The organism is Anabaena azotica FACHB-119 (assembly GCF_014697625.1).
GTDB lineage: Bacteria > Cyanobacteriota > Cyanobacteriia > Cyanobacteriales > Nostocaceae > Trichormus > Trichormus azoticus_A.
Genome location: NZ_JACJSG010000066.1, coordinates 1 through 19504, shown reverse-complemented (window position 1 = coordinate 19504; position 19504 = coordinate 1). Strand labels below are relative to the sequence as shown.

At 40.5% G+C, this 19504-nt stretch carries 17 protein-coding genes and 1 pseudogene; 12 read left to right on the top strand and 6 right to left on the bottom strand.

Annotated features, from left to right (window positions below; translation table 11 throughout):
- The first annotated feature begins 53 nt into the window (after positions 1 to 53).
- Both H6G83_RS31185 and H6G83_RS31180 read left to right on the top strand, forming a co-directional pair.
- A complete protein-coding gene (locus tag H6G83_RS31185; protein ID WP_190479402.1) occupies positions 54 to 1526 on the top strand; it encodes an NACHT domain-containing protein in 1473 nt (490 codons plus the stop codon).
- Between the two features lie 11 nt (positions 1527 to 1537).
- Entirely contained in the window at positions 1538 to 1840 is a 303-nt protein-coding gene (locus tag H6G83_RS31180; protein ID WP_190479400.1) for a fertility inhibition FinO-like protein, read from the top strand.
- A gap of 365 nt (positions 1841 to 2205) precedes the next feature.
- On the opposite strand, the gene H6G83_RS31175 is transcribed toward H6G83_RS31180, so the two are convergent.
- Entirely contained in the window at positions 2206 to 2400 is a 195-nt protein-coding gene (locus H6G83_RS31175) for a hypothetical protein (RefSeq protein ID WP_190479399.1), read from the bottom strand.
- Between the two features lie 160 nt (positions 2401 to 2560).
- Between H6G83_RS31175 and H6G83_RS31170 the strand changes: the two genes are divergently transcribed.
- The 3 genes from H6G83_RS31170 (at position 2561) to H6G83_RS31160 (ending at position 8539) form a co-directional block, all read left to right on the top strand.
- The gene (locus tag H6G83_RS31170) at positions 2561 to 3226 is read left to right on the top strand and encodes a hypothetical protein (RefSeq protein WP_190479397.1); all 666 of its coding nucleotides are present in this window, start codon (positions 2561 to 2563) and stop codon (positions 3224 to 3226) included.
- The gene (locus H6G83_RS31165; RefSeq protein WP_242044962.1) at positions 3220 to 4782 is read left to right on the top strand and encodes a hypothetical protein; all 1563 of its coding nucleotides are present in this window, start codon (positions 3220 to 3222) and stop codon (positions 4780 to 4782) included. The genes H6G83_RS31170 and H6G83_RS31165 overlap by 7 nt, the downstream gene beginning before the upstream one ends.
- Positions 4783 to 5008: 226 nt before the next feature.
- Complete coding sequence (locus tag H6G83_RS31160) at positions 5009 to 8539, top strand: plasmid replication protein, CyRepA1 family (RefSeq protein WP_242044961.1); 3531 nt, start codon at positions 5009 to 5011, stop codon at positions 8537 to 8539.
- A 453-nt stretch (positions 8540 to 8992) separates the two neighbouring features.
- On the opposite strand, the gene H6G83_RS31155 is transcribed toward H6G83_RS31160, so the two are convergent.
- Positions 8993 to 10630 (bottom strand): IS1634 family transposase, encoded by a 1638-nt coding sequence (locus H6G83_RS31155; protein WP_190479393.1) that lies wholly within the window; start codon positions 10628 to 10630, stop codon positions 8993 to 8995.
- A 337-nt stretch (positions 10631 to 10967) separates the two neighbouring features.
- Between H6G83_RS31155 and H6G83_RS31150 the strand changes: the two genes are divergently transcribed.
- Positions 10968 to 12110 carry an IS4 family transposase gene (locus H6G83_RS31150; protein ID WP_190479392.1) on the top strand — a complete coding sequence of 381 codons (1143 nt, stop codon included), beginning with the start codon at positions 10968 to 10970 and terminating at the stop codon, positions 12108 to 12110.
- A gap of 188 nt (positions 12111 to 12298) precedes the next feature.
- Here H6G83_RS31150 and H6G83_RS31145 read toward each other — a convergent pair whose 3' ends face one another.
- Positions 12299 to 12970, bottom strand: a complete 672-nt coding sequence (locus tag H6G83_RS31145) for a hypothetical protein (protein WP_190479390.1) — start codon at positions 12968 to 12970, stop codon at positions 12299 to 12301.
- Between the two features lie 541 nt (positions 12971 to 13511).
- Here H6G83_RS31145 and H6G83_RS31140 point away from each other — a divergent pair.
- Genes H6G83_RS31140 through H6G83_RS31125 form a run of 4 tightly spaced genes read left to right on the top strand, consistent with a single transcriptional unit; the run spans position 13512 to position 16196 of the window.
- Positions 13512 to 13838, top strand: a complete 327-nt coding sequence (locus H6G83_RS31140; protein WP_190479387.1) for a hypothetical protein — start codon at positions 13512 to 13514, stop codon at positions 13836 to 13838.
- A 42-nt stretch (positions 13839 to 13880) separates the two neighbouring features.
- Positions 13881 to 14906, top strand: a complete 1026-nt coding sequence (locus H6G83_RS31135; protein WP_190479385.1) for a P-loop NTPase family protein — start codon at positions 13881 to 13883, stop codon at positions 14904 to 14906.
- Positions 14893 to 15600, top strand: a complete 708-nt coding sequence (locus H6G83_RS31130; protein WP_242044960.1) for a P-loop NTPase family protein — start codon at positions 14893 to 14895, stop codon at positions 15598 to 15600. The genes H6G83_RS31135 and H6G83_RS31130 overlap by 14 nt, the downstream gene beginning before the upstream one ends.
- Positions 15600 to 16196, top strand: a complete 597-nt coding sequence (locus H6G83_RS31125) for a DUF6753 family protein (RefSeq protein ID WP_190479383.1) — start codon at positions 15600 to 15602, stop codon at positions 16194 to 16196. The genes H6G83_RS31130 and H6G83_RS31125 overlap by 1 nt, the downstream gene beginning before the upstream one ends.
- Positions 16197 to 16199: 3 nt before the next feature.
- On the opposite strand, the gene H6G83_RS31120 is transcribed toward H6G83_RS31125, so the two are convergent.
- The gene (locus tag H6G83_RS31120) at positions 16200 to 16874 is read right to left on the bottom strand and encodes a response regulator transcription factor (protein ID WP_190479380.1); all 675 of its coding nucleotides are present in this window, start codon (positions 16872 to 16874) and stop codon (positions 16200 to 16202) included.
- A gap of 237 nt (positions 16875 to 17111) precedes the next feature.
- Between H6G83_RS31120 and H6G83_RS31115 the strand changes: the two genes are divergently transcribed.
- Together H6G83_RS31115 and H6G83_RS31110 are read left to right on the top strand one after the other, a co-directional pair.
- The gene (locus tag H6G83_RS31115; RefSeq protein WP_190479378.1) at positions 17112 to 17870 is read left to right on the top strand and encodes a sensor histidine kinase; all 759 of its coding nucleotides are present in this window, start codon (positions 17112 to 17114) and stop codon (positions 17868 to 17870) included.
- The gene (locus tag H6G83_RS31110; protein ID WP_190479376.1) at positions 17854 to 18096 is read left to right on the top strand and encodes a hypothetical protein; all 243 of its coding nucleotides are present in this window, start codon (positions 17854 to 17856) and stop codon (positions 18094 to 18096) included. The genes H6G83_RS31115 and H6G83_RS31110 overlap by 17 nt, the downstream gene beginning before the upstream one ends.
- Here the strand turns inward: H6G83_RS31110 and H6G83_RS31105 are convergent.
- Both H6G83_RS31105 and H6G83_RS31100 read right to left on the bottom strand, forming a co-directional pair.
- Positions 18093 to 18881: a hypothetical protein gene (locus H6G83_RS31105; protein WP_190479374.1), complete on the bottom strand. Its 789-nt coding sequence runs from the start codon at positions 18879 to 18881 to the stop codon at positions 18093 to 18095. The genes H6G83_RS31110 and H6G83_RS31105 overlap by 4 nt on opposite strands.
- 21 nt (positions 18882 to 18902) lie before the next feature.
- A pseudogene (locus tag H6G83_RS31100) lies at positions 18903 to 19504 on the bottom strand (DUF3854 domain-containing protein); the annotation flags it as partial.

The following is a 19504-nucleotide window of genomic DNA, read 5'->3' as shown; positions in this document are numbered from 1 at the left end:
AATCAAGTTTTTTTTGCTCCTAAGTAGCTTGTGTTTCTTTTAGCACTAAAACTATGAACTATTCTGCTGAATCCAAAGAAACTGTGTTTTCCTTATCCTCTCCTAATGCAGAGGGACAAAAACTTAAAATATCGATGCCAGAGAATTTCCAGCAGACTTTAGCCGTTATCAATGATTTAGTGTTTGCTAAAATAGGTAGGCGCTTATCCAGCACGGAAATACTGATCATAAAAGGAGCATTGAAAGACATTGATTACCAAGAAATAGCGAATTTTTCTCCCTACAGCAAGAATTATATACAACGTACATTAGCGCCTCAGTTGTGGCAAATTTTAACTGAAACCATTGGTAATGGCGAAAAAGTGTCAAAAAAGACACTATCGCATTTTTTGCAGCAAATTAATCAAGAGTACAACATTGATTCTTCATACATAACAACTAATATTTCTAATTTAATAGTCCAAGGACAGATGCCTGATATAACAAGTTTTTGTGGAAGAAATAAAGAACTTGAACAATTAAAACAAGTGTTAGACAGTAAGCAATGTATATCAATAATGGGATTTGCAGGCATTGGCAAAACCGCACTTGCTGCAAAGCTAATACAAAAAGTTTCTTCAAAACGCCACTACAATTTTGACTATATAATTTGGAAACAATTTAATTATTCCCCATTAATTCAAGACTTTTTAATTGAGCTTATAAAATTAATTTCTCCCTCAAATACTTATTTTCCAGAATATAATCAAGCATTGATATCTTTATTTATTAATTATTTGCGTGAATATCGCTGTCTCATTGTCTTAGACGGACTCGAACATTTATTTTCAAAAACTAACTATTTTCATAAAGTAGAATATGAAACTTTTTTACGTCGTTTGGTAGAGGAAGACCATAAAAGTTGTTTTCTTTTAACTAGTCGGAATTTTCCTGACGAGATTGAGGATATTATTTCAGGTAAGCGTAATACGGAACTTTTAAAACTTGAAGGGCTGGATGAAGAATCAGCTAAAAAGTTTTTGATAACCAAAGGGTTTGACCCTTCCGAAGATCCTACTCAGTTTATTCAAACTTATTCTGGGAATCCTGCGGAAATGGAAGCAGTTCTTAATAAAGTTTCTGTTTATTTCGCTAATCAAGAAAAAGCTTTTTTTGAAAATCCTACAACTTTAATCAGTGCGAAGCTTGAGATTATATTAAACGAGATGTTTGGAGAATTGCTCAAGGATGTTCATAAACAAATTTTAATTTATTTAGCAGAAAAGATGTTGGTAACACGAGAGCCTATTCCTTTCGCCCAATTGATGGCAGAAATGAAAAACAGAGGAACGCAACAGTTTTCAACCTCTGATTTAATTAAAGCTTTAGAGAAGGTTGAAAGACTTTCTTTGATTGAAAGCATAAAAAACTCAATTACAAAAGAAATTACTTTCAAACTACAGCCCATTATTAGAAAATATATTATTACAGACCCAGAAGGCTTAGTACATACTTTTGACCATAAAAGTTTAAAACTTGCATCTTAGCAAAGGATTTTATGATTACAGGAAAGTTAGAATTAACAATTAAAATCAACGAGCTACCTGAAGCTCAAACAGTAGAAAACAATTGGCAACAGTTTGAAATTGACTGTGACGGGCGCATCATCACTGTTACCGTTAAACCAAAAATGTGGAAGAAACTTACCGACGCTGCTAATAACTATCCTCAATGGGTAGCAGCGATATCCGGTAAACTAGGTCAGCAAACCGAACATGGTTTCGTCTTGATCGAACCTAATATACAAGTTTTCGAGCGCAAGCCCAAGGCAGAGGACACCACTACACCAGGGGCGGCTTGAGAAACCCTACTCTGTAGGGCAAATCCGAATACAAGTTAATAAATACGGAGGTAATTAAAGTAAACAATCAAAATCTCGCTAGATGCGAAAAGTCCCGAAGTTTTGTAAGATCAAGCTTGTCAATATGTATGTAGGAGGAATGCAGACAATACATAAAAATGTAGGCAAAACCTACTAAGGAGTAGCGCTTTGCCTGTAGTTGAAACAACCGAATAACCTCAGAGCGGGGTTGATCTCGAATTGACGAAGAAAGTGGGGTTTAAAGTTTGCCGACTTGAAACCACTGACTTGTCAAGACAACACCACGCAGTTTTACATTGCCAATTATAGCGATAAAGGGGTAGGTAAGGACAACCTTTTGTTGCTTAATTTTTGGTGAATTGCTGAAAACTTAAAATTTTTTTAAGTAAATTTTTGTAAAGCGGTGTGAAATAAGCAATCCAGCATTCTGAATCCAGCAAGAAAACCGTCCCTAAGTCAAGCATAGGCAGGCGGGAGAGTGCGAATACTTCTAAGCCTTGTGCGATCGCCTGTACCAATTCGCAATTCGCAATTCGCAAGTCGCAATTGAGGAGAGCGCCTGTACACTCGTTTTGGCTACTGGATTCAGAATAGAAGCAATCTCGTGGGAACAACGCAGAGGACGTAGCACCCAAGAGGTGCGACTACATCTAACTCCCTAACTGCGAACTGCGAAAAGCTGGAAATTGCGAATTGATTATGCCCCCTCTGAGACTGAAAACTCAAGTTATCAGAGGTAAAACCGTGAAAAATCAAGACCACGAGACACCACTGTTCAGTTGCAAGCTGGCTGGTGTGGTAACTGTACCAGATAACCACAGCTTAAGTGCTGTGGCATGGAAGAAAAAGCTGATTAGTTCCTTCCCCCAGCCCCGATTTAAAGATGTCCTAACAAGAGCGACAGTATTACCGAGAGTAAGCTGGTTCTGGCATAGCTGTGAGATGATGCAGATATGTCAACAAGCGATCGCAATCATCGCCAGCGACACAGACGACTACCGACAGATATTGATTAATTGCAATCATCTGTCCAGTACCTTACAAGACTTAGACGCATCGGCGGCACTATTATTAATGATTTCCCCAGGACAAGATTTTGTCTTTGGTTTGAATTTGACCACAGGGGAATTTTTCAGTACGCATATTGTACTAACTCAAAAGCAGCGACCCAGTAACTTAAAACAGGGTGTAGGGTGTAGGGTGTGGGGTGTAGGGGAATCATACGCCCCATCTTTTCAAGAAGATAGTATTGGTCGGAGTGTCAAGCTCATTCCCATGCCGTCTTCTCTACGAGAGGCTACGCCAACACTACCCCCTACCCCCTACCCCCTACCCCCTGTTGATGGCTGGAGAAAGATATGTTGACCCTAGAGAGAGGGGAAACATCGACCCCTGACTACAGCACTCTCAACTCCAGTATCAAAGAGACTTTCACCACCCTAGACCGCTACGAGTGGCAGGCAGTAGGTGAACTCCAAAAAATGAGGGATTCTGAATTATACCGGGAAGCCGGCTACAGCAGTTTTCGTGAATACTGCCAAGCCGAACTATCCGCCTGGGGTGGTTGGCGACGAATTAATCAACTGTTGGGGGCGAAGAGAGTCCGCGACACCGTGGGCGAGTTGGGGGAACACATCAAGAATGAACGCCATGCCCGTTCGTTAGTGCGTCTGCTGCGGGAACCAGAGAAACTTAAGGAAGCTGTGGCGATCGCACTCACTGAAAACCCCTCACCCAGTGAATCGGACTTTGCATTGGCGGCGCAAAAAGTGCTTCCTCGGATTCCACGGCAAAAAAACCACACTCAGGAACCATTGGTTCCCAAATCCAACTTCGTAAAAATTACCTCACCATCACACCCTCGTTATAACGATGAGGGAACCATTGAAGCAGACCCGCCCAACCCTACGCAGCAGATTGTCACCTTTGCCGATGGCTCCAAGCTGCTGGTCAACAACACAGATTTAGATATTCCAACATCACCAGTAGAACGGACTTACCCGAATGGATACCTTGATGCGATCGCACAACTAAAACAACAGCACCAGCAGGAATTAGAGCGAGTTGAGCAAGAGTTGAGGATTAGGTTAGTGTCCGAAGCCAAAGCCCAGGCTGAACAACAAGTACTTGAACAACTCATTTCATCGCAGCAGCTATACCAGCAGCAGAAGCAACAAAACATTGAATTGCAGCAGCGTTTGGATGAAATGGAAGCGCTCCGGCAGTTGGAAGTAGAAAACCAACAGTTAAAGCAGCGCATTCAGGAGCTAGAGAACGCGGTGCAACAAAGACCTGCTCAGGAGTGGGGTAATACTCTTACCAAGCAGGCGACTAAGGCACTGAATAAAGAAGTTAAGCGATCGCTCGACCGAACCCTCGACCTGCGATCGCTGGCGCAAGAACCACCGAAAGAAAACGCCCAAGAGTGTTTACGCTTAATGGGCATTGCGCTTAGTAACTTGGCGACGGCGATGAACAATACTCAAGCGTTGCAAGCAGCTGCAATCATCCTGGGAAGTGAGCCGAACAAGAGTGCGATCGCCATTCGTGCCGAACAATTGCTCCTGTTACCCCAAGCTGTGAGTGAGATTCGGGCTGTATTATCCAAGCCCGATTGTAGTTGGCAGGACTATATCACAGCAGCCTCTGAGTACGAAGTGATCAAAAATGATTATCTGGCAGAATTAACCCCAGGTGAAATCGATCTAATCAATGCACTAAAACAAGCCTCAAATTTCACAATTGGGGAACCAATGGTTCCTAACTCTACCCCAGACGATTCTAGTTCCGACTCTATTTTCACAACCTCCGAACCAATGGTTCCTGATAAAATTCCCGCCGACGCTAATTCAACTGATAGCCCGTACTGCGCTTTAGACCAAGCAACGGGAATAGAAAACTTGAGCGACACAACACAGTAGGCCTAATAATGACAACAGAATATCCTAATAATCTCACAAAACAGGGTGTGGGGTGTAGGGTGTGGGGTGTAGGGAAAAATACAGCCCCTGACTCCTCGTTACAAGCCCCATCTTTTCAAGACGATTGCATTGGTGGGAGTTCCAAGCCTCCTCCAATACCCTCTTCTCTACGCTCTTGCTACGCCAACACTACACCCTACCCCCTACCCCCTACACCCTATTAATGATGACAACAGAATACCCCAACAACCTCACCGCCGCCGAGTACCATGAGCTAGCGGTGGGTAGCGCCATTCACCCAGATTTAATTGAGCGCAATTTCCGGCATATTGAGGGAGAAGAGGTTTACGAGTATCTATTCATCTCCCCAACCATCCCCCGCAAAAATGCTGGTCGAGTGACTGATGGATTTTTGAAAGCATATCTGCATCTACTAGCCGGGGGGATGTGGATATCGGGATTAGACCCGCAGCGCAACTGGCTACCAATGGAATGGGGACGGTTGAAGCCAACCCAACCGAGAATCGACTGGCAAAAAGGGAAAATAGTTAAGTACGAATCCCCGCCGAAGACAGCCAACAGAGTCACCTACTTTGATGTACCTGATTGCATTTGGAGACTAGTAGCACGACGGTACAACATCAAGCTATACCACTCATCCCTCTCTCAACGACTACAAGATAAACGCCGCGCACTGATATTCTGGGAGTGGGTCATCGCTCATCCCCAAATCCCCATTATTCTTTGCGAAGGGGAAAAAAAGGCGGCTTGTTTATTGTCACTGGGGTTTGTAGCGATCGCACTACCGGGTATTTGGAACGGTCGGATAGGGCGTAGGGACTTTGACGAGAGACTACACCCAGACTTATTACCACTAGCCCAACCGGGGCGTAAGTTCCAAATACTATTCGACTACGAAACCAAACTTAAAACCCGTTGGTCAGTGTACCAAGCCACAGTTCGCACGGGTAAAGTGATTGAAGCGGAGGGCTGTGTATGTGAAGTGGTGCAACTGCCAGGCCCTGAAAAAGGTGTGGATGATTTTGTAGTTGCACGCGGTGAAGAGGCTAACGCGCTAATGACTGCGATCGCACACGATGCGTTATCACTCAAAGACTACCAACAATCATTCTTGTTGAACCACCGTTCTATTCGTAAGTACAAAGCGGATTTGATTGTAGATGTACAGTACCTCACCCAAGCCCTGGTGATGACTGAACAAGAACTACTTCAAGATGAAGCCCAACCAGAAGCTTCCTCAGACCCTGTTTCATCCCCAGTCTGTTTAGAACCACCCTCAGATAATGATTCTCCTGTCAAAAAGTACAAACTTAAAAAGTCCCACAACAAAGAACCAAAACGCTTTCTCTTCCCTGCCTCTGGGTTAGTCGTACTCATAAGCGATATGGGTACGGGGAAGACAGAGTTGATGCGGAATTGGCGACTGGCACACCCCGACCAAAGGTTTCTCAACAATGGCCATCGGGTTAACCTATTGAAAAACTTGGATGTCCGTCTGGATACCGTGATGTACTCTGATTTGGGTTATGTGGGGATGGCCAAAGCCAAAGCCTTATCCATAACCATCGACAGCTTGCATAAACTAAATACCCAGGCGCTGACATACGGCTGCATATTTATAGATGAAGCTTGCCAGTACCTAACACACTTACTTTTGAGTAAGACTTGCAAGGAACATCGGGCGATAATTCTAGAAGTGCTGCATCAAATAGTGTACAATTGCCCGTTGGTGGTTTTGTCCGACGCACATATGGATGATACCACCATCGACTTTTTTATGTCCATGCGTCCAGAAGGTGAGCAGCCTTACATTATCAAAAACGAATGGCAAAACGGCGATCGCACAATTTACTGGTACGAGGGGGACAACTCCTCAGCCTTGGTTGCCAAGATTAGCGCTGCAATCATGACTGGACAGAAAGTCATGGTAGTCAGCGATTCCAAGAGATTTATTAAGAAACTTGAACAGGCTCTATTAACTCTACAAACTGTGGTAACTGACGATAGTTCTAATTCCGCACCACCTCAAGGAAGAAGGAATTTACGAATTTGGTCAGTGCATTCTGATAATTCAGGCAGTGATGAAAATGTGGCCTTCATCAAAGACATCACCAACGCTGTCAAAAATATAGATGTGTTATTAACCTCTCCCAGCCTGGGAACTGGGGTTGACATCTCGCAGTATCATTTTAATGTGGTGTTTGGGGTATTTCATGGCGTTTCACAGACTGCCACCGAATGCGCTCAACAGTTGTGGCGTTATCGTCCAAAAGTACCCATCCATGTTTGGGTAGCTCCAAAACCCCCATATGGATACCTTGACACCAACCCGACTAAGATTAAAGAACAGCTGCTGCAAACCAACGAAGTAACAGCTTTTCTGCTACGGATTGACAGAGAAACGGGTAAGCGTGGGGCTGAGAAAGACTGGGCGCTAGATGCCTACTGTAAAATCAAATCTGCCCGTCACCAATCCATCAACAACTTGCGTACTGACCTGCGCGAATTGCTCAAGCAGATGGGTAATGAGATTGTAAGAGTTGGAGATGAAAATGATGCAGAGACTTGGGAATTGTTGAAGGCGGCATCTGACTCTCTCGACTCGGCGCATCATCAAGCCGTCGCCAGGGCAAATAACATCTCCAAAAGCGAGTACCGCGCACGGCAGAGTAAAGATTACCTTTCACCTGAAGAAGTCTATGAATGCGAGAAGTTCCGTATCCATGATTCCTACGGTATGGAAGTTACGCCGGAATTGGTCGAGATTGATAACGGTGGTCGGTTGATAAGTGCGATCGCTGCCCTCGAAGCTATCTTATCTCCACCAGAATCAACTGATGACAAATATCCTACTCCCCCGGCAATAGTCGCTAACAAAGACCGAGCCGAGCGAGATAAACTGCCCTTCTGTATGGATTGGGGGAATTATTCTGCCCGGTGGCTGGCACGATATAACCTGGGGCTGCACCATATTTTGGCGCGACTTGTAGCCGGTGAGGAAGTTAGGGCTGATGACCAACAGCTATTGAAGATGACGGCGATCGCCATTGACTGCGCTGCTCACATCAAAGCCATCCTTGGCTTTACCATTCCCCCTGACCCCAAACCGATTTGGCTGCTGGGGATTTTATTGGATCAACTGGGGTTAAAGTTAACTTACCGCAAGCAAGGGCCTCGCGGTCAACAGGTGAAACTGTTCTCTTTGTCCAAAAAAGAATTAGAGTTTGCACAACAAGTCATCAATCACCGACAAGCTAAAAGAGCCGAAAATCAAGCACAATATCAGTCCGCCCACCCGGAAGCTGTGGTATTCACCCCCCCCACAAATGGTATAGTAAATTCCCCTTATGAGGAAGGGGGAACTACCGCTCTTGGAGCAGGGGGAGCAGGGGGAGAAATACCAATTCGCAATTCGCAATTCGCAATTCACAATTCTCAAAACTGCGAATTGCAAATTGACAATTGCGAATTGTCTTCTGCCTCCCCTGCCTCCCCTGCTTCCTCTCTTCCTGACCGAAATTTCATACTTCACGGCGTGGAAATGCTGCGTTCTAGTATTTCCTCTGGGCTGGAAGCAATCAAGGGCATTCTCCGTCGCTGGGATAGGGACTTGCGGTGGCTGGTCGTGCTGGAGTGGGAAGCGATCGCGGCGACTGAATTGCGATCGCTCGAACAACTTGTGCCTGATTTTTACTCGCTGTTGAGTGAGGATGTGTTGCCGATGGAGGGTTGTTAAAATCGCTGCCCTTCAGGGGGCGACAATCATTGCAAAACCAAGCCAGCTAAAGGTTTAGGAGAAACATACCCCTTGAAAAAACGGTGGTCTTATTGAGAATGAACTGTGCAGTTATTAACCCATCTTCCGCACCCCCAAGTGTCACAGAGGGAAATTACTGAGATAAAAAAGCCAAGCAGGAATAAAAACAGACATATTTAGTCAAAAAAGAGATTTGAGCAGCCATGAATTAGCAAAAATGGTATCAAAGCCTATTGTCAATAACCAGCAATAAGAACTAATGGAAGATAGATTTGAATGAGATAAATAAATGAAGATGTTAAATGCTTTAAACATAAATTAAATTAATAATTAATATTGAAAAAACTAGATTATTGGCATAGTAAATTAAAGCTATTAATCAAAGTTACCAGCTTTATGGCCTTGTCAATATTAAATTAATGAAGAGAAGATTTACCTGACTAATTGATAATAATGGAGACAATCATCTGGTAAAAGATTCAAAATAAAATTTCTGTCTTGAGTCCAATTAGAGATGTGTTTTTCATTGTTAAACTCAACTAAATGAATAGACTGGAAGCATTGAAAAATCCAGCGTAAAGTGGGGTGGTCAGTTGGTTTTCCCAACTGATTCTTAACGGTTGATTTAGACTCTCTGAGTGCGGCTCTGATTTGACGTTGAGCCAAGGTATAAACCAGTAGACATAAACCCATAATCATTCCTAAAGATTCAATTCTCTCGCTGGCTTTGAGGAAAATACTATCTGCCAAAAACAATGGGTCTTTGAGAAAAGCAAATCCTCGTTCACAGGATTGTTGAGCTTTATATTCACTCAACATTAGCTCTTGACTCAGTTGACTTGTTTCTAAAACATTAGTAGCAATAATAAAACGCCCTGCACTTTGTAATTCTGTATTGATTTTATTTTCATTTTTGGAAAGCGTAGCTAATATTTGGTAAGACTTTTTTGTGGGATTATCTTTTTTATTAGATGTAACTTCAGTAAATTTACTATCCTGAATTTGGTGATATTTAAATTGTTTTGCTAGTTTTGATAATGCTTTAATAGCATCAGCTTCACAAGCAAAATTATCCTGTGATAATTTTTTCAATTCCCTCAGTGCCTTTGATTCTGCCTTGACAATTTTTTGTGACAGTTTACGTAGGTCTGAAGCTCTTCTTTCTTCGCTCTGCACTACTAACCATCTCTGTTCACACCCTGCATAAGTTACTGTTTTTTCTACAAACTTGTATCCTGATAATTTACTGGGGGTAAATTCTGATTCTGGTAAGGTTGATATTAATAATTGTGCTAATTTGATAGTTAAAGGTACTCGGCATAACCAGCGCAACTCTGACATCAACTTAATATTCGATTCTGTATATAAAGCTGAATCTGCCACTATGAGGCTATCAACCTCTATTTGTTTTTGGTAATCTACTGCTATTTGACCAAAGCATGATGAGTCTGCTTGATTTCCCGATGCTAATTTCAAAAATATTGGTATATCTCCATCTCCTGAACATATTAGCTCTATAATAAATTGTTTCAAATCCGGTCTATGGTCACGAGAATAACCGTAGGTGATTGTAATCTCTTTTGGTGAACATAGAGCTAATTCAACGGATTCTTCAATATTGACTGTTTGCTGGTTCTCAAATATTACTTCTGGTAATCTGGTATTATATTCTCCATGTACGTGCATTGATGTTGAGTCTAGGTGTGATGATGACAGAGATACACCAAATTTTTTAGCAGCTTTTAAGGCAATAATTAAAAATATTGTATCTAGCCCTTTTATAAACAGTTTATCCATGACTCTCCCCAGTTTATCGTCGTTAAGATATTCTGGTTTTACTCCGGCTCCTATTAAATGCTCACAGGCTATTGTTTCAAAATATTTGGGAAACATATATAAAGGTTTGGATACAAACCCTAATCCATTCAAGATCATAGCCTTGACTACATGACCAGGACTTACTTTTTCTCCTTTTTCCTCACCTATTAATTCATTGATTATTTCTACTAATCCTATCTTGTCTATGATTCCTGCTACTATCCCTAAATGATCTATGTTTTTAATTTCCATTTTTTAAGTTAAATTACAACAGATTTCTCCACTACTCCTGTTGTGATTTTCTCATTTTATTTTCGGTTATCAATTAATTTTTACTGGGCAAGTTTTTCTTTCTTTTATCTTTGTTACATAACTTTTCTTTCTCCGTCCATACCAAGTTTAATGCTAAATCTTCCCATTAAGCCTCTTAACTCTGGAATTAGCTTTAGTTATTTTGTACTACTTTAGCGGCTTTTTTTGATGTGTGACAGTTAGGGTGCGGAATAGGGGTTATTAAGCGCTCATCTATGAGGTACAGTTTGATGGTAAAAAAGAACGGTCTAGTCCATTAAACAAGACCGTCATTATAATGTTGCCTTCATTCTATCAAGAGTTTCTAGAAAAGTATCTAAATAAATCGCAGTTAATTACGCTGAAGATGCTGGTATGGTTACTACAAAATCAGAAGCAAGTGAAGATAGAAAGGCTAGCAGCGACACTACCATTACCTATACAACAAAACAGTCGTAGGCGGCATTTACAAAGGTTTTTAACATTAAATGCCTTAAGTGTAGTATTGTTGTGGTTTCCGATTATTGAAGCCCTAATTAACCAATATTTTAAACTGGGGTCACAATTAACCATTGCGATGGATAGAACACAGTGGCAGGAAAATAATGTGTTGACAGTGAGCGTAATTTACCAAAAAAGAGCGTGGCCAATATATTGGTGCTTGCTAGAGAAAGATGGTAGTAGCAACCTCACTGAACAACAAAAAGTATTACGTCCAGTAATCCGCTTATTAAAAAAGTACAAATTAGTAATTATCGGAGATAGGGAATTTCACAGCGTAGAACTGGCACAGTGGCTTCACGAGCAGAATGTAGGTTTTGTACTCCGTCAAAAAAAGGATACTACTTTTCGCCAAAAAAGACAGAAATTTCAGCCTTTAAGTAGCATTGAAATTTATCCTGGTGTCCGCTGCTTTTACACCAACGTCAACGTTACTCAAAAACGTGGTTTTGGTCGGTTTAACTTAGGAGTCTATTGGAAAAGAAAGTACAGGAGTAAGCAAGAAAAAGACGCTTGGTATTTATTAACTAATTTACCAGACTTAAACATTGCCCTCAAGATATATGCTCAACGTTTTGGGATTGAAGCAATGTTCCGTGATTGTAAAACTGGTGGATACAATCTAGAAGATTCTCAAGCTAACCCTGATAGACTTGTGCGTTTAATTCTCTTAATCGCTTTAGCTATGACCAGTGCTTGGATACAAGGTCAAAAAATTAAATTACAACGACAACAATCTTATGTTTGTCGTCCCCAAGAACAGAGTAAAACTGAAAAAAGACATAGTAACTTTTGGATAGGTTTATATGGTTTTAATTGGATAATTGCTTGGCATGAGTGTCAAGTCTGGGTCGAGGAACTGGTCAGTTCCATTCGCAATAAGCAGACATATTATCAGCGAGGTTTAAGGGCTATGAAGCTTATACAGCAAGCACTTTAGGGAGCTTGTCGCCCCTTGAATCGCTGCCCCCACTCCGCATATTTAATGTTGTTATAGACACCCGAAAATTTCGCCAGGTTAGGACTACAACCTTCAGCGATTGAATTAGTCGGATGTCTCTGTTCGCATTGTGTAGCTCAAGCTACCCAATAACTCACTGTCGTATTTTTAGGACGGCGAGGATTTGACTACGATTGTGTTTTCTTCCACTCTTCGAGCGTTAAACAATTTTTTCCAGTGGGTATTAATCCTGTAGTTGCGGACACACCAAAATTGGTGATTGCGTAGTTTTCCACCTCTGCGTCCTTGAAGGCTTGTTCTACCGCTTCTTGCTTTTCTTGCCTTGACAAAACTTCAACTTTTACATTCTGTGGCGTAGGAGTAGTACTTGTTTTCTCGATCATGAAATTTTTCACGTTGTACAAGCCTTCTTCTCGCGGTTTGCCAATATTCAAGCACCCTCTTGATTTGACAAAGAGTCCCGCCGTCCAGAAACTTCTGACAAAATCTTGTTTGTTAACAAACTGAACTCCATTGGCTCCCCACACATAGACAGGCTCGAAATATCCCTTCGTTTTAGGGATTCGGGTTTCGCTGCACCTTGTTCCGTTGTTGTAAGGAGCAGTCCAGTCTCCGCATACCTTCCAACTAATTCTGTACAAGTCGGGAGTATCTTCTACATACTTTCTTATCTGCTCTTTTACGGCATTTTCTTTTTGGGTTTGCTCTTGTTCCAACTTAGCCGCATAAGCTGCTCTCAAGTCCCTCTGAGCCTGAGCTACTTTGTCCTCCTCAGACTGGCAAGCTCCTAATGTCGTACCTATCAAAGCAAGGGCTGTGAATAGAGCTATTTTCTTCATAAAAAACTCCAAAAAATTCATTAATTAAATCAATTATCAATTTCTCGTTTAAGGCGATATCTACTTCCAGAAACCGTTTAACTACGATCTGCAAGTATTATATATATTTGTACTATTTCTGCAATCAAATTCTGCAATCAAGTTTTAGTAAACTACCTACACCGCCGTGAAAGGTCGGTGTAGGCTTTGTCCCAGTTTTCGCCGCCAATTGGAAACAAGCTAAGTTATCCTTCCAACAAGCAAGCAATCCCCGGAACTTCAGGGTTGTTTACAGCACATCAACCTCTGGTATGATGGGCTACCCCTTGAGGCTTTTAGTTGGCGATCGTTTAACTTCAAGGGAATAGGCTAAGGATAGGTAATCCAAGACATGGTGAAATATCAGACAGGGATTATATAGCAATCATAAAAAAAAGACAAGACACTTTCTTACCAAAAAAAATAGCACGAAAGTTTCTTTATTTTTTGATGCAGAATATGTCATAGATAAGAGGTCTACAAGAGAGCAAATGGTGTCAGATTGATAAATTCTAAATTAGCAATGAAGAAAATATGGACATATTGGGAATTTGACCATCCATTAGGTAGCACAGTGAGGGTAATATCGACCCCATCAGGGCTAGAGATATTTGCTGAAGATGTATTTAAAATTATGTCCCCAGAATTAAATAATGAAAAAATAGTACCTTTGCATATTCAGACTCAAGAACGCCATGTGGTTATTCAAGGGGAAGAAAGAAGTGTGAAAACTTTAAATGCTTCAGGCATCTATGATTTAGGAGGCATAGTAGAAAAACAATTAATTAGAATTTTCACACAATGGGTAAGAAGCAATATTTTACCTATATTTCAAAGAGATTTTTTATAAGTACTTAACAGTGATTAAGCAATGAACAGGAGAAACAAGAGAATGACTTGCACTACCGAGAATAATCAGAATGGAAAAGGCGCTAGTGGTGACATTCAAGCAATTGAACTAACTAAAGTGGAAGAGGTAGAGGTAGAGATAGAAAAAGTACCACAACAAAATTTAGACTTACAAAAAACAGCAGAAAACACAGATACAAAACCAGTAGATGTAGCCCCAGTCCCGGATAAAGAAATAGAAGAAGTTGATAATAAGGCACAAGTAATAACAAAAAGTCTCCCCATAAGATTTGTAGTAGTACATGGGGGGAAAGGTGGAACTGGTAAATCGATGTGGACGAGGGGGGTCTTACAAACTTGTATAGATGCCAAGAGAAAGATTGTGGCAGTAGATGCAGATAATACTAATCCTGATTTGTTGAGATATTATGGCGAGTCTGGCGAACATTTCCAGATACAAAAGCTAAATGTGTTTAAAGATGGGAGTATGGATAGATTTTTTGATCAGATAAGGAAAATGATTGAGCCACAGCTAGATACATATAATCAACCATCACCATCACCATCACTGTTTTTATTAGAGTTGCCACCGCAATCAAGTCAAGTATTTAAGAAATTTATAGAACAAGGATTTTTGGAAACAGCCGCCAATGATTACAATATTAGAGTGACAATAGTAGTGGTGATTAGTCGGGTATCAGATTCAGTAAAACAATTAATAGATTTGTATAGTTATTGTGGAGATAAAGTTGACTATATAGTAGTAAAAAATCTCTTTTATGGTGAAGAAGAAGAATTTTCCAGATACAATAATTCCCCAATAATCGAACAAATAAAGCAAAAACTATTAGCTTCAGGTACACCTATATCTGAGGTGACAATGCCCGACTTGCTTGAATACGTCTATGATTATTTAGATGAAAAATCGCTGCCTTTTTCCGAAGGGATAAAGCAAACAGAATTACCAGGGGTAAAAATGCGTGTGAGAACTTGGTTAAAAACTTTCAAGCAGCAAATAGAGCCAGTTAAGCATCTTTTAGGTCTGGAGAGTATGAATGTTGAAAACTAATAAAAGAATGATTTGGACTGTAGGCGACTCGCGTGTAGGCAAGTCTACCGTCATCAAATTATTAATAGAAATCTATCAAAAACAAAATAAAAAAGTTAGAGTATATGACCATGATAACCGAGACAGGCTCTTGGCATATAAAGATTTAGTGTGTATTGAAAAGATAGATTTTTTTAATAAAGAAACTGACAGGATATTTGTGGAGCTTGTGGCTGATGATATAGACATAATCTTGGTGGATATGCCTGGACAGTATACAGATAAAATTTGTCAATATATTATTCACTCTGAGCTATTGGCGGGTTTGGCTGAGTATGGTTGGAATCTCACCTTTCTCCAACCTATTTCTCACAGAACAGACTGCATAGACTACCTAAACCAAATCATCCAAACTGCTGGTAATAATGCTAATTATGTCGTAGTGAAAAACTATCATTTCACACCAGAGTTTAGAGAGTATGACCAAAAAATGCGCCCGAATCTGTTAATAGTAGGAGGTACAGAAATAGAATTGACGGCTCTACATCGAAATCACTATCAAGCAATGGAGAAAGCCGGGATACCATATTCAGAAGTTAAAGATGAAAAATCAATAATTTTATTTTGGAGAAGTTTTATCTTCCAGTGGATTAAAAGGTTCCGTAATTCAGTGATGAGTAACAATTTAGCTATTAAATATTTAGGATTAGACTAATGACAGTACAAGAGATACTACAAGGTTATAGCCCATCAGAACAAAAACGCATAGTAGAAGGGGCCTATCAGTTGGGAATTACGCCAGATGACCCATCATTCAGGATGATGGCGACGCTAGGTCGGTATGAGGAAACTATAATAGACCTCCAGGCAAGGATGGAGGCAATGATAGAAAGTTGGTCGGTAGAATTTGACCAAAAACTGGAGAATACAACTAAATCCGCCGAGTCGATGCACTATAAAGTTGTTTCTAGTGCAGTACGTGATGAGATAAAAAAAATCAAACCCCCAGGCACAACCGATATAAAAGTGCAAGGGGGATGGGGATTAGGGGCAGTATCAGCCCTGTGTGGATTAGTCGCCGCCACCTCTGCGGCGCTTGGTTCGTTGACAACATGGAATGCTGTCTCTAACTTAGGAACCAATCAATCAGTAGTAGTATCACGTAATGATCTCAAGATTCTGCAATGGGCAAAATCCCCACAAGGAAAACAGATGTATCAAATTATTTTAAAAAATCAAGGTGCAATTGAAGCCTGTCAAGAAAAAGAAGATAAAACTAGAGGCTATTGTTTGATCCAAGTAGGTAAGTAAGCCCTAACTGACCTGGGCAACATTATTGGAATTGGAGATATAGCCGAGTTCACAGCCTTTCTTGACAGCATTTATCCGCTTGTTGACCCCTAATTTAGAGAAGATGTTTCTCGTATGATTTTTGGCTGTGTTCTCGCCAATAAATAGCTTTGTAGCTATCTCTTTATTAGAGAACCCAGCAGCAATCAATGTTAAAACACTAATCTCTCGCTCGCTTAAAGAGTCGTCAAAAATTCTGCCTCTGCCTCTGCCTTTGTGGTTGGGAAAAAATTTCACCAATCCTCTTTTGATAATCTCGGAATCAAATAAACTTTTGTTGTTGTAAGTGGTTTTTATAGCCTCTATAATTAGAGGAATATCATTCTTTTTGAGAATGTAAGATTCAGCACCATTGTTCACCGCCGCACTGATAATTTCTTGAGAATGATTGCAGGAAAGAACAACAATTTTAGTACTACTCCTATAGTCCTTAATTTTTTTAATGACCTCGACTCCAGAGATGTCAGGTAGACCAATATCTACTAAAACTACGTCGGGGTTGAATTTCTGAACTAACTCCACTCCTTCATTGCCTGTACCTGTAGCACCTACAACTTCCATACCTAGCTGTTGATTAATAGCGGTAGTTATTCCGAACCTTGTTATAGTGCTGTCCTCAATAAATACTACTCGAATCATAGCCTTTAATTACTTCAATTGGAGATATCAAATATTTATAACATGGTTTCTGATGTTCAATATTTTACTTTTCATATAAATAAATATGAAGACAAACCTTTCAAGTTAGGGAACTAAAAAGTATTAACCTTCAACTATGATTGTATAAAAATTTATCTTTAAACTAAAATAAAAATATTCTAAAATTTGCAAAATCATAAAAGTAGCTAAAATAACAATCTATCTCAGGAAACATATATGCAGGGAGAATTTTTCAGCAAGCAATTGGATTTATCAGCTTTACTGCACGAGGTATCAAACGATTATCGAGGAGCATTAATACTGCTCAATCAGTTAATAGAAGGAACTTATGGGCAATCTTTAGAAGAAATCAGGCCATTTCTGTTGGCTTTGCGGGATACTCATGACCGAGGCATAAGCTTACTTGAAGCTAACAAAGTCAAAGAAGTTAGAGCAATATCAGTAACTCAGTTTGATATGTTAGCTTTGTTACAGAAAACCTATGATTTATTCAACCCCATAGCTCAGTGTCATTCGTTGAAACTGCACTTTTCTTCGCAAGTAACGTACAAGCATGGAACTCAAGTAAGGGGGGAGAGCATCGGTATCGATAGAATGCTCTCCAATCTTGTCTCCAACGCCATCAAGTACACTAGTCGCGGAGAAATCTTCTTAAGACTACTTAATCAAGGTGATGATTTAATCGTTGAGATTGAAGATACAGGCTGTGGGATTCCCACCGAACAATTATCAAATATATTTATTCCCTTTTGGCGATCGCCTAATTCATCACATCGAGTAGGAGGCAAGGGACTAGGGTTATACATTGCTCTATCTGTGGCTCACACTCATGAACTGGACATCAAGGTAGATTCAATTCCAGAGCAAGGAACCAAATTCACTATCATATTTCCTTACAAGGAAAATGGTATTTATGGAGTTGATGATAGTATGTTGCCCAAGTCACACAGGAGACAAGATGCGTTACCTATATGATGTCAAGCTGTGGGATAAGATTGAAACTGTTGTAGAAGTTCTAATTTTTATAAGTTTGATGATAGCAGGAGTCATCAAACTAGTACACAACGATTTTCTCCAAGCATTGTTCTACGTAATACTTGCTTGGGTTATCTCACCCTGGTCAGGGATTGACCGGGTAAAGAAGCGTTATGTTTTGGTAACTGTGTACTTTTTGGGGCTATTTGTGGGATATTTTCACTAGTCCATTTCAGGCCCGTCTAGGGATTGATTATTTTGTTCTGGCTGTGGTTGTGGCTGCGGCTGTGACTGTTGTTCGCGCTGTTTGATATTAAAGTTGATCAGCTTTTGGGTTTCCTGTGGTGAAAGGTTATTGTGTATGACCTTGTATTCCTCCTTACCATCTACTTTATAGGCACTAAAAGCTGACTGATTATCACTCTTGCGCCAAACATTCAAACGCTGCATCCCCTGTCTCATCAGCAGATGCAACCGATAAAAGTTGCCCTCATATACTCGACCATCATTCGTATCAATTCCCCTTGTGACGATAATATTCATCAACGCTGGAATCAAAGACTTTTTAGCCGTTTGGTTTTGTTCACTCTCAACAGGTGTTGGCTGTTGTCTATTGACTAAAGGTAAGTTGCGACCTTTAGACTGTAACATCTTCTCTAAGAAAGTCTTTTTCCTCTCGGCTACCAGTTTGTCAACTCTGGTCGAGTTGTTTAATGGTGTTTTTTCAGCCTGAACCAAACTAAATTTTTGCCTGTACTCTTGAAGATATTTATCCTTGAGTGAGCGCCTATATTCTTCAGTAGTTTGAGCATTCTGGGATAGAGATAGAGTATTTCTCATCTCGGTAATAATATTGTCACGCTCTTTTGTATCTAGTACGGGGTTTGGCTGTATTGACGCTTGCGGGGGGTATTTCTCCATCATCAATGCCAGTCTGTAGGCCATCTGGTTGTGGGAAAGACCACTATCGCGGTTAATAGTGGTAATTGTTTCTGTGACTAAGCTAGGCATAAATATATTGAATAACAGTTATTAAAATTCTATTTCTGCTTCTGTTGAATTATTCGGCTGTTGTGGTTGAGATTGAGATACTTGATAATGCTCCTCAACCTTGGGGGTGTAAGTATCTTGGATCATCCTCTCACGCTGTTTGATTAAATCGTCAACAATTGACTCAATAGGAGGAAGGGAGATATCAGTTTTCCCATTATTTTCTTGTTGAATCTGACTTTGGATAACCAATTCATTGTAAAGCTGACGTTGTTCTCCAATAGTTAGCTTACCAGTCTTTTCTAACTTATCTAATAAATTATCCAAAGACTGATCTCCATCAAGTGATGTTTGTTCAGCACTTGAGGTAACGGATGCAACTTCGTTATTTTCGCTCCTCTGTCCAACTAATGGGGAAGTGTACTCCTCTTCGCCCCCCTCCTCTTGGTGTAGCTTTTTGGCTGATAATAAAGAACTAACCAACTCTGAAGTCACTCTTGAACTTTCACCTTGTTGAGGTTGTATTTTATCTACTTGGGATTTAATAGCCGGATGAACAGGCAAAGGAGTGTCACGGCTGCTGTTGCAATTGCCAAACAATGCTTTGTAATCAATATGTAATCTCTGTGCAAGTAAACCTAATT